Annotated in this window: 13 protein-coding genes and 1 pseudogene; 9 read left to right on the top strand and 5 right to left on the bottom strand. The window is 74.0% G+C overall.

Annotated features, from left to right (window positions below; translation table 11 throughout):
* Positions 1-39: 39 nt before the first annotated feature.
* The 9 genes and pseudogenes from BLV05_RS14965 to BLV05_RS14925 all read left to right on the top strand — a co-directional run bounded on the left by BLV05_RS14965 (position 40) and on the right by BLV05_RS14925 (position 8,435).
* Positions 40-759 (top strand): response regulator transcription factor, encoded by a 720-nt coding sequence (locus BLV05_RS14965; protein WP_046767292.1) that lies wholly within the window; start codon positions 40-42, stop codon positions 757-759.
* A complete protein-coding gene (locus tag BLV05_RS14960; protein ID WP_046767293.1) occupies positions 756-2,186 on the top strand; it encodes a HAMP domain-containing sensor histidine kinase in 1,431 nt (476 codons plus the stop codon). Before BLV05_RS14965 ends, BLV05_RS14960 begins: the two co-directional genes overlap by 4 nt.
* A 75-nt stretch (positions 2,187-2,261) precedes the next feature.
* Positions 2,262-2,816 carry a hypothetical protein gene (locus BLV05_RS14955; protein WP_052762194.1) on the top strand — a complete coding sequence of 185 codons (555 nt, stop codon included), beginning with the start codon at positions 2,262-2,264 and terminating at the stop codon, positions 2,814-2,816.
* On the top strand, positions 2,813-3,949 hold the full coding sequence (locus tag BLV05_RS14950; RefSeq protein ID WP_046767294.1) for a peptidoglycan-binding protein: 1,137 nt from the start codon (positions 2,813-2,815) through the stop codon (positions 3,947-3,949). Before BLV05_RS14955 ends, BLV05_RS14950 begins: the two co-directional genes overlap by 4 nt.
* Positions 3,946-4,683, top strand: a complete 738-nt coding sequence (locus BLV05_RS14945; protein ID WP_046767295.1) for an ABC transporter ATP-binding protein — start codon at positions 3,946-3,948, stop codon at positions 4,681-4,683. Before BLV05_RS14950 ends, BLV05_RS14945 begins: the two co-directional genes overlap by 4 nt.
* Complete coding sequence (locus BLV05_RS14940; protein WP_046767296.1) at positions 4,680-5,873, top strand: ABC transporter permease; 1,194 nt, start codon at positions 4,680-4,682, stop codon at positions 5,871-5,873. The genes BLV05_RS14945 and BLV05_RS14940 overlap by 4 nt, the downstream gene beginning before the upstream one ends.
* Before the next feature lie 103 nt (positions 5,874-5,976).
* Positions 5,977-7,491, top strand: coding sequence for a carboxypeptidase regulatory-like domain-containing protein (locus BLV05_RS37005; RefSeq protein ID WP_083421324.1), 1,515 nt, complete (start codon positions 5,977-5,979; stop codon positions 7,489-7,491).
* Positions 7,492-7,512: 21 nt separating this feature from the next.
* Positions 7,513-7,863: pseudogene (locus BLV05_RS14930) on the top strand (DNA polymerase ligase N-terminal domain-containing protein); the annotation flags it as partial.
* 80 nt (positions 7,864-7,943) lie between these two features.
* Positions 7,944-8,435: a VOC family protein gene (locus tag BLV05_RS14925; RefSeq protein ID WP_046767297.1), complete on the top strand. Its 492-nt coding sequence runs from the start codon at positions 7,944-7,946 to the stop codon at positions 8,433-8,435.
* A 224-nt stretch (positions 8,436-8,659) separates the two neighbouring features.
* Here the strand turns inward: BLV05_RS14925 and BLV05_RS14920 are convergent, their stop codons facing one another.
* The 5 genes from BLV05_RS14920 to BLV05_RS14900 are packed head-to-tail and all read right to left on the bottom strand — an operon-like array spanning position 8,660 to position 14,139.
* Positions 8,660-9,793, bottom strand: coding sequence for a zinc-binding dehydrogenase (locus tag BLV05_RS14920; protein WP_046767448.1), 1,134 nt, complete (start codon positions 9,791-9,793; stop codon positions 8,660-8,662).
* Between the two features lie 11 nt (positions 9,794-9,804).
* Positions 9,805-10,635 (bottom strand): amidohydrolase family protein, encoded by an 831-nt coding sequence (locus BLV05_RS14915; protein ID WP_046767298.1) that lies wholly within the window; start codon positions 10,633-10,635, stop codon positions 9,805-9,807.
* Positions 10,636-10,643: 8 nt separating this feature from the next.
* Complete coding sequence (locus BLV05_RS14910) at positions 10,644-11,510, bottom strand: IclR family transcriptional regulator (RefSeq protein WP_046767299.1); 867 nt, start codon at positions 11,508-11,510, stop codon at positions 10,644-10,646.
* A complete protein-coding gene (locus BLV05_RS14905) occupies positions 11,507-13,096 on the bottom strand; it encodes an N-acyl-D-amino-acid deacylase family protein (protein WP_160312717.1) in 1,590 nt (529 codons plus the stop codon). The genes BLV05_RS14910 and BLV05_RS14905 overlap by 4 nt, the downstream gene beginning before the upstream one ends.
* Complete coding sequence (locus tag BLV05_RS14900; protein ID WP_046767300.1) at positions 13,093-14,139, bottom strand: ABC transporter ATP-binding protein; 1,047 nt, start codon at positions 14,137-14,139, stop codon at positions 13,093-13,095. The genes BLV05_RS14905 and BLV05_RS14900 overlap by 4 nt, the downstream gene beginning before the upstream one ends.
* Between the last annotated feature and the right edge of the window lie 15 nt (positions 14,140-14,154).

The following is a 14,154-nucleotide window of genomic DNA, read 5'->3' as shown; positions in this document are numbered from 1 at the left end:
CTCAGGCAGTTCTTAACCTCGCACCGCACACTGAGGAACGTGCGGGTCCTTGTCGTCGACGACGAACCGGTGCTCCGGGAGTCCCTTGCGCGGTCGCTGCGCTTCGAGGGCTACGCCGTCACGACCGCCGCCGATGGGGTCGAGGCGCTGCACCGGCTGCCCGACGTGCGCCCGGACGTGCTGGTGGTGGACGTGATGATGCCGCACCTGGACGGCATCGAGGTGTGCCGGCGGCTGCGCCGCGACGGTGACAAGACGCCCGTCCTCATGCTCACCGCGAGGGACGCCGTCCGCGACCGGGTGCTGGGGCTGGACGCCGGCGCCGACGACTACCTGGTGAAGCCGTTCGCGCACGAGGAGCTGCTGGCCCGGCTGCGGGCGATGCTGCGACGCACCACGTCGACGGGTGACGAGGCGCCGCTGCTGGTCGGCGACCTGCGGCTGGACCCGCAGACCTGGCAGGTCCGGCGGGCGGACCGGGAGATCTCGCTGACGCGCACCGAGTTCGGCCTGCTCGAGCTGCTCATGCGCCATCCCCGCCAGGTGCTCACCCGCGCCCAGCTGTACGAGGGCGTGTGGGGCTGCGACCTGGACGGCTCCACGAACTCCCTGGACGTCTACATCGGCTACCTGCGCAAGAAGCTGGAGGCCGGCGGCGAGCCGCGCATGCTGCACACCGTCCGCGGTGTCGGCTACAAGCTTCAGGGACTGACGTCAGACCTCGCGGTCGGCGACCGGCGCACGCGCGCGGAACCGTGACTCTCCGAGCGCGGCTGGCGCTGCTGACGTCGGCCGCCGTGGCGCTGGCGGTGGTCGCGGCCTCCATCACCGCCTGGCTGCTGATCCGCACCAGCCTGCTGGACGAGATCGACCAGCGGCTGCTCGCCCGCGTCCCCGACCTCGAACAGATCCAGCAGCAGGCCAGCGAGCTCCCCGAGGGAACGCGACGCTCCGGCCTGTTCCTCGCGAACGACCCACTCGGCGTCCAGACCATCACGCCGGACGGCCAGGTGGAACCGGGCCTCCCACCGGGCAACGAGGCCACGGCGCTCGTGCTCGACGAGGAGGAGCAGCGGATGGTCGACGGCGAGATCGACGGCCCGCTGCTGCGCAACCTGGAGATCGACGGCGCCGATCACCGGGTGATGACCGCCGCGCTGTCCGGCGGCGACGGGTTCAACGGAGCGGTGCGGCTGGTCCAGCAGCTGGAAGGCGTGGAGAACACACTGACGCGGATCGCCTGGCTGCTGGCCGGCATCACCGGCGTCGGGGTGGCCGCGGCGGCCGCGCTGGGCTGGACCACGGCCCGCACCGGGCTGCGTCCGATCGACAAGCTGGTGGACGCCGCCGAGCAGGTCGCGACGACCAAGGACCTCGCGCACCGCATCGACCCGCCCGGCAACTCCCGCGACGAGGTCGCCCGGCTGGCCGGCTCCGTGAACGCGATGCTGGCCGCCCTGGACGACGCCCGCACCCAGCAGCGGCAGCTGATCGAGGACGCCGGCCACGAACTGCGCACCCCACTGACCACGCTGCGCAACGACCTCGGCGTCCTGCTGCGCAGCGAGCAGCACTCGGACCGCCGGCTGGAGCCATCCGACCGGGCCGGCCTGCTGCGCGACCTGGAGGACGAGGCTGCGGCGCTGTCGGTGATGGTCGGCGAGATCGTCGAGCTGGCCCGCGGCGGCACCGAGCCCGAACCACCCTTGGAGACGGACCTGCGCGCGCTGGTCGAGCGTGCCGTCGCCCGCACCCGCCGGGTCGACCCCGCCGTCTCCGTCGCCGTCGCGGGCCGCCCGTTCGAGGCGGTCGTGCGCCCGGGCGTGCTGGAGCGGGCCGTCGCCAACCTCGTCCGCAACGCCGTCCAGGTCAGCCCGCCCGGCGGCGTCGTCGACGTGCTGCTGGACGAGACCGGCGCGGGCGCCCGCATCCGCGTCCTCGACCGCGGGCCGGGCATCGCCGCACCCGACCTGCCGCGGATCTTCGACCGGTTCTACCGCGGCCAGGCCGCCCGCGAGCGGCACGGCTCCGGCCTCGGGCTGGCCATCGTCGCGCAGGCCGCGGAGCTGCACGGCGGCTCCGTCACGGCCGGACGGCGCAAGGGCGGCGGCGCCGCGTTCACCCTGCGGCTGCCGCTGCCCGACGCCGAGCCGGCGATTCTCAGCCCGCTCTTAGATCGGCCCTAACGAGGTCTCATCCCGCGCCAGGAACGTGGTGGACGCACGGCAGAACACCGACATCCACTCGTCCCGGAGGACAACATGACCCGATCCACCCGGCGCGGTATCCGCCTGCTGCCGGTCATCGCCCTGCTGCTCACCGTCACGCTGACGGCCTGCGGCTCGGACGACGGCGACGACGACGTGTCCGCGGCCGGCACCGGCGACAGCACGTCCGACAGCGGAGGCGGCAGCGGAGGCGGCGAGACCGACCCCGAACAGGCCGAGCTCGACTTCTACGAGTGCATGCGCGAGAACGGCGTCGACATGCCGGACCCGGACCCGGGCCAGCCGGGCATCCAGCTCCAGGTGCCGCCGGGCGCGGAGGCGGCCATGGAGGAGTGTCGGTCGCTGCTGCCCAACGGCGGTGACATGGCGCAGACCGACGCCGACGACCTGGAGTCGCTGCGCGCGTTCACCGCGTGCATGCGCGAGAACGGCATCGACATGCCGGACCCGGCGGCGGACGGCGGCCTGAGCATGCCCGAGGGCGTCGACCCGCAGAGCGCGGAGTTCCAGACCGCGATGACCACGTGCCAGCCGGAGCTGAACGGCGCACCGATCCGGATCGGCCCGGGCCCGGGCGGTGGGCAGTGACCGCGACGCTCGACCACCAGGACGATCTCGACGCGGAGTTGGACCGGCCGCGCCGGGGCCGCACCCGGCTGCTCTGGCTGACGCTCGGCGTCATCGGCGTGGCCGGAGCCGGCGGCGCGTACTGGTACACGACCCAGGAGGACGGCGGCGAGCCGGCCGACGCGGCCACCGGGCCGGCCGCGACCGCTGAGGTGGTGCGCGACACGATCGCCGCCACCGAGACGTGGTCGGGCACGCTCGGCCACGGCGACGCGCTCGGCATCCCGGCCGCCCAGGGCACGCTCACGCGGGTCGCGGCGGCCGACACCGAGGTCACTCGCGGCACCGAGCTGTTCCGGCTGGACGAACGGCCGGTGACCGCGTTGCTGGGCGTGATCCCGATGTACCGCGACCTCGGTCCGGGCGACGAGGGCATCGACGTCGAGCAGTTGGAGGCCAACCTGGCCGCCCTCGGGTACGAGGGGTTCACCGCCGACGACGAGTACACCGACAACACCGCCGAGGCGGTCGAGGAGTGGCAGGAGGACATCGGCGCGACCGAGACCGGCACCGTCACCAAGTCCGACGTCGTGTTCCTGCCCGAGGGCGGCCGGGTCGGGACGGTGTACGGGGACCTCGGCGCCCCGGTCACCCCGGGGTCGCCGGTGCTCGACATCACCGGCACCGACCAGGTGGCGACGCTGGAGGTGGACGTCGCCGACCGCGACCTGCTCGCCGTCGGCACCGCCGTCACCGTCGTCCTGCCGGGCGGCACCGAGACGACCGGGACGGTGACCGCGGCGACGGTGGTGGAGTCGGCCCCGACGGCCGGCGCGCCCGGCGAGGAGGAGGAGCCGAGCGCCGAGGACGCCGTCGTCGAGGTCGAGGTGGCGCTGGCCGAGCCGGTGGACGCCGCGCTGGTCGGCTCGCCGGTCGACGTGGTGCGGCCGGTGGACGAGCGGGCGGACGTGCTGGTGGTGCCGGTGACGGCGCTGCTGGCGGTGTCCGGCGGCGGTTACGGCCTGGAGCTGGTCGGCGCCGACGGCTCGACGTCGGTCGTCCCGGTCGAGCTGGGGCTGTTCGCCGACGGCCGGGTCGAGGTGACCGGCGACGGCATCGCCGAGGGCGACGTCGTGGGGGTGGCCGGGCGATGACCGTCTCGACGGCGGAGCCGGTGATCCGGCTCCGCGACGTCCACCGCCGCTACCCCGGCCGGCCACCGGTGCGGGCGCTCGACGGGGTCACCCTCAGCGTCGCGCCCGGCGAGCTGGTCGCGATCGTCGGGCCGTCGGGGTCGGGCAAGTCCACGCTGCTCAACATCCTGGGCACGCTGGACCGGGCCGACGCCGGCGAGGTGCACATCGACGGCCGCGACGTCGGCTCGCTGTCGGACAAGCAGCTGTCGGCGCTGCGGGCGCACCGGATCGGCTTCGTGTTCCAGCAGTTCTTCCTCTCCCCCGGGGTGAGCGCGCTGGACAACGTCGCCGACGGGCTGCTGTACACCGGGCTGTCGCTGCGCGAGCGGCGGCGCCGGTCGGCCCGGACGCTGGCCCGGGTGGGGCTGGCCGACCGCACCCACCACAAGCCGAACGAGCTGTCCGGCGGGCAGCGGCAACGGGTCGCGGTCGCCCGGGCACTGGTCGGTCGGCCGTCGTTCCTGCTGGCCGACGAGCCGACCGGCGCGCTGGACTCCGCGTCCGGCGCGGCGGTGCTCAAGCTGCTGCACGAACTGCACGACGGCGGCACCACCGTCGTCGTCATCACCCACGACCACGGGGTGGCGGCCGAGCTGCCGCGTCAGGTGCACATCCTGGACGGGCGGATCGAGTCCGACGAAACGACGACCTACCCAGCGTGGCAGCGCGACGGCAGAACGGAGCTCGTGTGAGCGCGGCACGGTCGCGGCTGCGGCCGCGCGACACCGTCCGGGTCGCGTTCTCCGGGCTGCGGGCACGGCCGCTGCGTGCGGTGCTGTCGGCGCTGGGCATCGCGGTCGGCATCGCGGCGATGGTCGCCGTCGTCGGGATCTCCGCGTCCAGCCGGGAGCAGGTGAATCAGCAGCTCGACGCGCTGGGCACCAACCTGCTCACGGTCGCGCCGAGCCAGTCGTTCGTCAGCGAGGCGGAGCTGCCGCAGGAATCCGTCGACATGGTGTCGCGGCTGGAGGACGTCAGCTCGGTCAGCGCGGTAGGGATCGTCCCGGACTCGGCGGTGTACCGCAACGACGAGATCGACCCGAACCAGACGAACGCGATCGCCGTCAGCGCGGCCCGGACCGACCTGCTGGACACCGTCAGCGCGACGGTCGCGTCCGGGCGCTGGCTGGACGACGTGCTCAGCGCGTTCCCGGCGGTGGTGCTCGGTTCGGACACCGCGGAGCTGCTCGGCGTCTCACGCACCGACGGCGACGTGCAGGTGTGGCTGGGCGGCGAGTGGTTCACCGTCGCCGGCGTCCTCGACCCGGTGCCGCTGGCGCCGGAGCTGGACACGTCGGCGCTGATCGGCTGGCCGGTCGCGGAGTCGCTGCTCGGATTCGACGGCGCGCCGACGACGGTGTACCAGCGGGTGGCGGAGGGCGCGATCGACGAGGTCCGGGACCTGCTGCCGGCCACCGTCGACCCGGCGGCGCCGGAGGAGGTCGCCGTCAGCCGGCCGTCGGACGCGCTGGCCGCGCAGGCCGCGACCGACGAGACGCTGACGACCCTGCTGCTCGCGCTGGGCGGGGTCGCGCTGCTGGTCGGCGGCATCGGGGTGGCCAACACGATGGTCATCGCGGTGCTGGAGCGGCGGTCGGAGGTGGGCTTGCGGCGGGCGCTGGGCGCTACCCGGGCGCACATCCGGCGGCAGTTCCTCGGCGAGTCGGTGCTGCTGGCCGCGCTCGGCGGCGGCGGCGGAGCGCTGCTCGGCGGCGCGGCCACGGCGGCGTTCGCGTCGAGCCGGGACTGGCCGTTCGCGCTGCCGGTGTGGGTGCTGGCCGGCGCGGCCGGCGCGACGATCGTCGTCGGGGCCCTCGCCGGCGCCTATCCCGCGGCCCGGGCCGCCCGGATGCCACCGACGGCGGCGCTGTCGGCGGTGTGAGCCCTGCCCCGCCCGTTTGCCGGAATCGGTGGCGGCGGGCGGGGACCGCCGGTTGAATGACCCCGTTCACCTGCTGGAATGCTGTGAAGGGACAAACGGGGACATGCGACGCGGGGTGGGAAGGGTCGCGGCTGCCGCGGCAGTGGCGACGGCGCTGACGCTGGCGGCCGTCGGGACGGCGCACGCGGAGGCGTCCTACGGCGAGATCGCGCTGACCGGGAGCGGCGGCGACTACTCCGGCACGGTGACGCTGCCGCCAGGGTTCCCGTCGGTGACGTTCACCAGCGACTCGCGTGCCGCGGCATCGGTGCCCAGCGGCGCGTCGAACTGGCTCCCGGCGGCGACGCCGTGGGGCGAGGTGTTCGGCTCCAGCCAGAACCAGCAGTACCTCAACCTGCGCCCCGCCGCCGACTCCGCCGGCTCGCCGTCGACCACCACGTACGTGTTCGACACGCCCACGCCGGCCGGCGGCTGGGGCTTCGCGCTCGGCGACATCGACTCCGACCTCGCCGTCGTGACCGCGACGGACGCCGACGGCGAGCCCGTCTCCGGGACGGACCTCGGCTTCGAGGACGTCTTCAACTACTGCGACGCGTCGCCGCGGCCGAGCGGCGTGTGCTCGTCCGGCCCGCCCGCCGGCGGCACCGGCTTCGACCTGCCGACGTCCGCCGTCGGCGCCTCGGACGTGACGCTGACCGGCAACGGCCCGGACACCGGCGGCGCGGCCGGCTGGTTCCAGCCGACGGTGGCGCTGTCGTCGCTGACGGTCGAGTTCGAGTGGCAGACCGGCTTCCCCGTCTACCACACCTGGTTCGCGACGCAGCTGCGCGCCGTCGCCGGCACCGTCACGCTGGACGGGACGACGCCGCAGGCCGGGGTGGAGATCACGCTGACCGGCCCGTCCGGCGAGGTCGTCGCGACCACCACGACCGGCGACGACGGCAGCTACGCGTTCGACGGCATCGCGCCGGGCGAGTACGAGGTCACCATGACGGTGCCGGACGGCCTGACCGCCGCCGGCCCGGAGGAGCTGCCCGCCGACGTCGTCGCCGAGAACGCGACCGGCGTCGACTTCGACCTCACCGCCGACGAGCCGGAGCCCGAGGTGTTCGAGGTGCCCGGCACGGTCACCGACCCCCAGGGCGAGCCGATCCCGGACGCCGACGTCGTGCTGGAGACCCCCGACGGCGACGTGGTGGCCGAGACCACCACCGACGAGGACGGCGACTTCGTGCTGCCCGACGTCCCGGCCGGCGACTACGAGCTGATCATCACGCCGCCGGGTGGTGCGCCGACCGAGATCCCGGTGACCGTACCGGTCGAGGAGCCGCTGGAGATCACGGCCGACCCGACGCCGACGCCGACGCCCACGCCGACCCCGACGTCCTCGCCCACCTCGTCGCCGTCGCCCACCTCGTCGCCGTCGCCCACCTCGTCGCCGTCGCCCACCTCGTCGCCCACCGGGGAGCCGAGCCCGACGCCGTCCGCGTCGCCCACCGAGGAGCCGGGCGAGGACCTGCCCGACACCGGCGCCGGGGCCGGACCGGCGGCGATCGCCGTCCTGCTCGCCGCCGCTGGTGTGGGGGTCCTGGCGCTGCGCCGCCGCGTCACGGAGTGATCGACGGGGTATACCCGTCACATGGGGGATGAGGCGCGGCCGGCGTTCGTGCTGCACGAGCACCGCCGGCCGCGGCACCACTACGACCTGCGGCTCGAGGAGGACGGCGTCCTGCGCTCGTGGGCGGTGCCGCGCGGCCTCCCCCAGGCGCCGGGCGAGAACCGGCTCGCCGTCGAGGTGCCCGACCACGACCTGGACCACCTCGCCTACGAGGACGAGGACAAGTCGGTCGCCGACACCGGCTGGTGGGAGGAGCACGACCGCACCGAGCGCCGGATGATCTTCACGCTGCACGGCCGCGACGCCGCCGCGCGGTACGCGCTCATCCGCACCGGCGAGGGCTGGCTGCTGCGCCGGACGCTCGATCAGCCGGACCTGTCGAGAACCGCGGACCGGCTCCGACCCACTGACGAAGAGCCGGGGAGGCCGGCGCCAGAGCGAAGGGCAGAACCATGAACCAGAAGATCACGCCGTACCTGTGGTTCGACGACAACGCCGAAGAGGCGCTGACCCTCTACACCTCCGTCTTCGACGACGCCCGCATCACGTCGCTGAGCCGCTACGGCGAGGGCGGCCCGTTCCCCGCCGGCACCCTGCAGTCGGCCACGTTCGAGCTGGCCGGGCAGGAGTTCATGGCCCTCAACGGCGGCCCGCACGACCCCTTCAACGACGCCATCTCGCTGTTCGTCGCGTGCGAGACGCAGGACGAGATCGACCGCTACTGGGACGCCCTGCTCGCCGACGGCGGCACCGCGACCCAGTGCGGCTGGCTCAAGGACCGCTTCGGCGTCTCGTGGCAGGTCACGCCGGTGCAGCTGCTGCGCTACCTCAGCGACCCGGACCCGGAGAAGGCCGGCCGCACCGCGGCAGCGATGCTGAAGATGGTCAAGCTCGACCTCGCCGCGCTCACGGCCGCCTACGAGGGCACGGCCTCCGGCTCCTGAACGAGCGCTCGGGCAGCCCAGATCTGCGGTTCGTCACCTGATCATCTCCAGCATGTGGAGGCTCGATGATCAGGTGACGAAGCGGCGTCTCTCGCATGCGTTTGGTCACCTGATCGTTTCGCGTCCACATCGTGGAGACGAAACGATCAGGTGACCAAACCGCCGCCGCAATCGCGCACTTCGTCACCTGATCGTTTCCGGCAAGATGATCAGGTGACGAAGCGTCAGGTGGCGGAGGGGTGGAGGAGCTGGCGGACGGCGCGGCCGGCGGCGAGTTCGTCGAAGGCGGCGGGGAGGCCGTCGAAGGTGAGGTCGCCGGTGCGCAGGCGCTCGACGGGCAGTTTGCCGGCCTCCCAGAGCCGGAACAGCCGCGGGATGTCGCGCGCCGGTGCGGCCGAGCCCATGTAGGAGCCGCGCAGCACGCGGCCCTCGCCGGTCAGGGTGACGGCGGGGAGGGCGGCGCGGTGGGACGGGTCGGGGAGGCCGACGGCGACGGTGCAGCCGCCGCGGGCGGTCGCGGCGAAGGCGGTCTCGAGGACGGCGGCGCTGCCGACGCACTCGAAGGCGTGGTCCGCGCCGCCGCCGCTCGCCGAGCGGACCGCCGAGACGACGTCCGGCGACGAGGCGTCGACCACTGCGGTCGCGCCCAGAGACGCGGCCAGGGAGAGCTTGGACTCCACGGTGTCGACGGCGACGACGGGGTGCGCGCCGGCCAAGGCGGCGGCCATGACCGCGGACAGCCCCACCCCGCCCAGCCCGAACACGACGACCGAGTCCCCCGGCCGCAGACCGGCGGTGTTGACGACGGCGCCGAAGCCGGTCAGGACGGCGCAGCCAAGCATCGCCGCGACATCGAACGGCACCGACGGCGGCACGACGACCACCGAGCCGCGCGACACGACGGTCCGCTCGGCGAACGCCGACACGCCGAGGTGATGCGCGAACTCGACCCCGTCCCGGGTGAACCGGGTGCCGCCCGCGACCAGCCGGCCCGCGCCGTTGGCGGCCGCCCCCACCACACACATCGCCGGCCGGCCGGAGGCGCACTCCACGCAGTGCCCGCACGACGGCACGAACGTCATAACGACGTGGTCGCCGGGCGCGACGTCGATGACGCCGGGGCCGATCGCCTCGACCACGCCGGCCGCCTCGTGGCCCAGCACCATCGGCGTCGGCCGCGGCCGGCTGCCGTTGATGACGGACAGATCCGAGTGGCAGAGCCCGGCCGCCTCGACGCGAACCAGCAGCTCACCGGCGGCCGGCGGCGCGAGCGTCAGCGACTCGACCGTCAGAGCGGAACCACCGGCGTACGGCGGCGCGTCACCCAGCCGCCACAGCACGGCTGCCCGTGTCTCCATCGGCGACGCGCTCACCGCAGCCCCAGCGCCTCGCGCGGGTCGCCGTCGAGCAGCCACTCGATCGTCGACGGCAGCACGTACGGCAGCGTCGGCGGGCGCATCGCGGCGATCTCGCGCAGCCCGGCGACGGCCTGCGCCGGCGTCCAGATCGGGAAGTCCGACCCGAACAGCAGCTTGTCGACGACGCCCCACTCCTGGGCGCGGACCAGCGCGTGGTACCCGTCGAACGGGCGCGCCCACGACGCGGACACGTCGGTGAAGACGCGCCGGTTCTTCCGGCAGACCACCATCGCCTCGCGCTGCCAAGGGTGCCCCATGTGCGCCATCACCATGGTGAGGTCCGGGTGCCGCCGGGCCACCTCGTCGACGACCAGCGGCTGGCTGACCATGAGCGAACCGGCCGGGCTCGGCGTCGCGCCCATGTGCCACAGGATGACCAGGCCGGCCGCCGTCGCCGCCTCGTAGAACGGGTCGAACCGCTCGTCGCGGGCGTCGAACAGGGACAGGACGGGGTACAGCTTGATGCCGCGCAACCCCCGCGCCACGCCGTCCGCCAGCTGCGTCAGCACGTCGTCGTCCGTCGGGTCCAGCGCCATGAACCCGATGGTCTCCGTGCTGGTCGACGCGCAGAACCACTCGACGTACTCGTTCGGCGTCGCCACCCCGGCCGCCGTCGCCCGCAGCCCGAACACGCACGCCACCGAGACGCCCTTCATCGCCTCGTCGTACTCCTCGGGCGTGAACGAGTGTGCCTCCGCCTGGCCGTAGACCGGCGCCCAGTTGGCCTTCCACTCCGGCCCCCAGTGTTCGGGCTGGTGGCAATGGGTGTGGACGTCGAACATCCGGCCTCCTAGCTGACGAAATGGGCGGGACGCAGCGAGCTGTGGACGATGCGCATGGCCGCGGCGGTGTCGGGGTCACCGGCCAGCTCGGCCGCCGTCTCCGTCAGCCGCTCCAGGTAGAACTGCTGGCGGTCCGGGCCGAACTCGCCGGACGGGCCGGACACGCTGACCGCCGCCAGCGTCTCGCCGTCGACCTCGACGGGGACGGCGACGCAGCGCAGGCCGACGCTGCGCTCGTTGTCGTCGAACGCGTAGCCGCGCCGCTCGATCAGCCGCAGCTCGCGGGTCAGCTCGTCCATCGTGGTGATGGTGTCGTCGGTGAACCGCGTGAACGGATCGGCCGGGACGTGGTCGGCCAGCCGCTCCGCGGGCAGCCGCGACAGCAGCAGCTTGCCCAGCCCGGTGCAGTAGGAGTGGTCGCGCACGCCGGGGCTGGCGTGGAACCGGATCGGCCGGTCCGGCTCGTGCACGCCGACGTGGATCACCTGATCGCGGTCGAGCATGCCCAGGTTCGCCGTCTGCCCGGTGCGGTCGGCCAGCGGCGCGAGGTACCGGTCGGCGACGACGGACAGGTCCAGCGACGACATGTACGCGTTGGACAGCCGGAGCACCTTGTGCCCCAGACGGTACGACGGCCGCTCGTCGACGCGGACGATGTACTCCATCTCGGCCAGCACGGCCAGCAGCCGGACCAGCGTGCTCTTCGGCAGCCCGGTGGCCTCGCTGATCTCCACCAGCGTGAACGGCTCCGCGCCGGTGGACAGCAGTTCCAGCAGCGCGAGGCCGCGCGCCAGCGCGTTCGCGTGGTAGTTCGCCGACGCCGGCCGATCGTCGTCGACCGAAGTGCGGCGGGTAGTTCTGGCGACGGGTCTCATGATCGCTGCCCCTTGTCCTTCGTCCCTGCTCTGAGTACCTGTCCGGCGCGGGCGCCGGTGTGCTGCCCGTGGCTGATCGTCGGCTCGCCGTTGACGATCACGGCGTCGACGCCCGCGGGGTACTGCCGGGGGTCGGCGAACGTGGCGCGATCGGCGAGCCTGCCGACGTCGAGGATCACGATGTCGGCGGCCTGCCCTGCGGTGATGGTGCCACGGTCGGTGATCCCCGCCCGGCGTGCCGCACCCGAGGTGCACTTGCGGATCGCCTCGGGCAGCGTGAGCGTGCCGCCGGCGACGTGTTCGGACAGCAGCCGCGGGTAGGCGCCGTAAGCCCGGGGATGCGGCATGCCCTTCCCGGTCGGCCCGTCGATGTCCAGCGCCTGGCCGTCGGAGCCGATGACGCCGGCCGGGTGCGACAGGACGGCGCGCAGGTCGCCGGCGTCGCGGCCGCCGGCCACCATCGACACCGCGTTGCCGTACCGGGCCAGCAGGTCGATCGCGACGGAGTCCGGGTCGGTGCCGCGGTCGGCGGCCAGCTGGGTGACGGTGTGCCCGACGACCTCCGGGTCCGGTGCGGAGTTGACGGTGATCTCGTCCCAGCCGAGCGCCTGGACCGACCAGTGCGCGCGGATCCGGGCGACCGCCTCGGGGTCGGCCAGCCGCGCCCGCATCGCGGCGTCGCCGCCGGCCTGCGCCCACGCGGGCAGCCGCTGCGCCAGCGGGGCGTTCCCGGCGAGGTACGGGTACATGTCGACGGCGACGTCCAGGCCGTCGGCACGGGCGGCGTCGATCAGCTCGAGCGCCGCGGTGACGCTGCCCCAGTTGCGCCGGCCGACGGCGGTGAGGTGCGACAGCTGGGTGCGCACCCCGGTCGCCGCGGCGACGTCCAGCGCCTCGCGCACCGCCGGCAGCACGTCGTCGCCGTAGTCGCGCAGGTGCCAGGCGAACAGCGCGTCGCGGGCCGCGACCACCTCGGCCAGCGCGACCAGCTCGGCCCGCCCGGCGAACGTCAGCGGCGCGTACATCAGCCCGGTCGACAGGCCCGCCGCACCCGCGTCCAGCGCGCCGGCCAGCAGCGACGTCAGCTCGTCCAGCTCGCCCGGCGTCGGCAGGCGGTCGTCGAACCCGACCACGCCCGCGTGCAGCGGCAGGTGCCCGACCAGCCCTGCGACGTTGAGGCTGGGCCGGGCGGCGGCGACGGCGTCCAGGTACTCGCCGTAGGACCGCCAGCTCCAGTCGACCGCCGGGTCGAGGTCGAGGTAGCCGACCGCGGCCCGCACGCCGCCGACGTCGGCACCGGCCGCCAGCGGCGCGACGCCGAGCCCGCAGTTCCCGACGACCGTCGTCGTGATGCCCTGGTGGACGGCGCTGCGTGCCTCCGGCGCGGACAGCAGCGTGAGGTCGGAGTGGGTGTGCAGGTCGACGAAGCCCGGGCACACGACCTTGCCGGTCGCGTCGATCGTCCGTGCGGCGGGCCCGCCGGCCGCGACGATCGCCCCGTTCGCGACCGCCACGTCGGCGCGGACGCCGTCGGCGCCGGTGCCGTCGATCACCGTCCCGCCCGCGATGAGGAGATCCACGGTCACGATGCCGCTCCCGACGGCAGCACGGTCAGCAGCTCCGGGAAGTGGCAGGCGCTCGGGTGCCCGGCGCCGAGCCGGTCGGTCAGCTCGGGCACCTCCTCGGCGCACTTGGCCTGCGCCTTCCAGCAGCGGGTGCGGAACCGGCAGCCCGACGGCGGGTTCGCCGGGTTCGGCACGTCGCCGGTCAGCGTGATCCGCTCGCGGGCGCCGCGCAGCCGCGGGTCAGGCACCGGCACCGCCGACAGGAGCGCCTGCGTGTACGGGTGCTGCGGCGCGCTGAAGATCTCGTCGCGCGTGCCGGTCTCGACGATGACGCCGAGGTACATGACGGCGATGCGGTGCGACACGTGCCGCACGATCGACAGGTCGTGCGAGATGAACAGGTACGCCAGCCCGAGCCGCTGCTGTAGCTCACGCAGCTTGTTCACCACCTGCGCCTGGATCGACACGTCCAGCGCGCTGACCGGCTCGTCCAGCACCAGCAGCTCCGGGTCGAGCGCGAGCGCGCGGGCGATGCCGATGCGCTGGCGCTGGCCGCCGGAGAACTCGTGCGCGTACCGGTTCGCGTGCTCGGGCTGCAGGCCGACGAGGTCGAGCAGCTCGGACACCCGGTCCGCGCCGCCCTGACGGTAGCGGCCCTGCACCCGCAGCGGCTCGGCGACGATGTCGTGCACCGTCATGCGCGGCGACAGCGAGGCGTACGGGTCCTGGAAGACGATCTGCGTCTTGCTGCGCCACGGCCGCAGCTCGTCCTCGCTCATCGTGGCGAGGTCGTGGCCGCGGTAGAGGATGCGCCCGGCCGTCGGCTCGAGCAGCCGCACCACCATGCGCCCGGTGGTGGACTTGCCGCAGCCGGACTCGCCGACCAGGCTCAGCGTCTCGCCCTGGTCGATGGCGAACGAGACGCCGTCGACCGCCCGGACCGCGCCGACCGGCCGGCGGAACACCCCGCCGCGGACCGGGAAGTGCATGGTGAGGTCCTCGACCCGCAGGACCTCTTCACCCAGGCGCTCGAGCCGGTCGGTGGCCGCCGTCTCGACGGTCATCGGGGGTTCGGCGGG

The organism is Jiangella alkaliphila, from assembly GCF_900105925.1.
Lineage (GTDB): Bacteria > Actinomycetota > Actinomycetes > Jiangellales > Jiangellaceae > Jiangella > Jiangella alkaliphila.
Note: the sequence above shows the minus strand (reverse complement) of the source record. Positions and strands in the feature narration are given on the sequence as shown.

Excerpts from the sequence above, each read along its gene's own strand:
- BLV05_RS14945 (WP_046767295.1), top strand. The coding sequence starts at position 3,946 with ATGACCGTCTCGACGGCGGAGCCGGTGATCCGGCTCCGCGACGTCCAC.
- BLV05_RS14920 (WP_046767448.1), bottom strand. The coding sequence starts at position 9,793 with ATGGAGACACGGGCAGCCGTGCTGTGGCGGCTGGGTGACGCGCCGCCG.
- BLV05_RS37005 (WP_083421324.1), top strand. The coding sequence starts at position 5,977 with ATGCGACGCGGGGTGGGAAGGGTCGCGGCTGCCGCGGCAGTGGCGACG.
- BLV05_RS14925 (WP_046767297.1), top strand. The coding sequence starts at position 7,944 with ATGAACCAGAAGATCACGCCGTACCTGTGGTTCGACGACAACGCCGAA.
- BLV05_RS14900 (WP_046767300.1), bottom strand. The coding sequence starts at position 14,139 with ATGACCGTCGAGACGGCGGCCACCGACCGGCTCGAGCGCCTGGGTGAA.
- BLV05_RS14910 (WP_046767299.1), bottom strand. The coding sequence starts at position 11,510 with ATGAGACCCGTCGCCAGAACTACCCGCCGCACTTCGGTCGACGACGAT.
- BLV05_RS14915 (WP_046767298.1), bottom strand. The coding sequence starts at position 10,635 with ATGTTCGACGTCCACACCCATTGCCACCAGCCCGAACACTGGGGGCCG.
- BLV05_RS14955 (WP_052762194.1), top strand. The coding sequence starts at position 2,262 with ATGACCCGATCCACCCGGCGCGGTATCCGCCTGCTGCCGGTCATCGCC.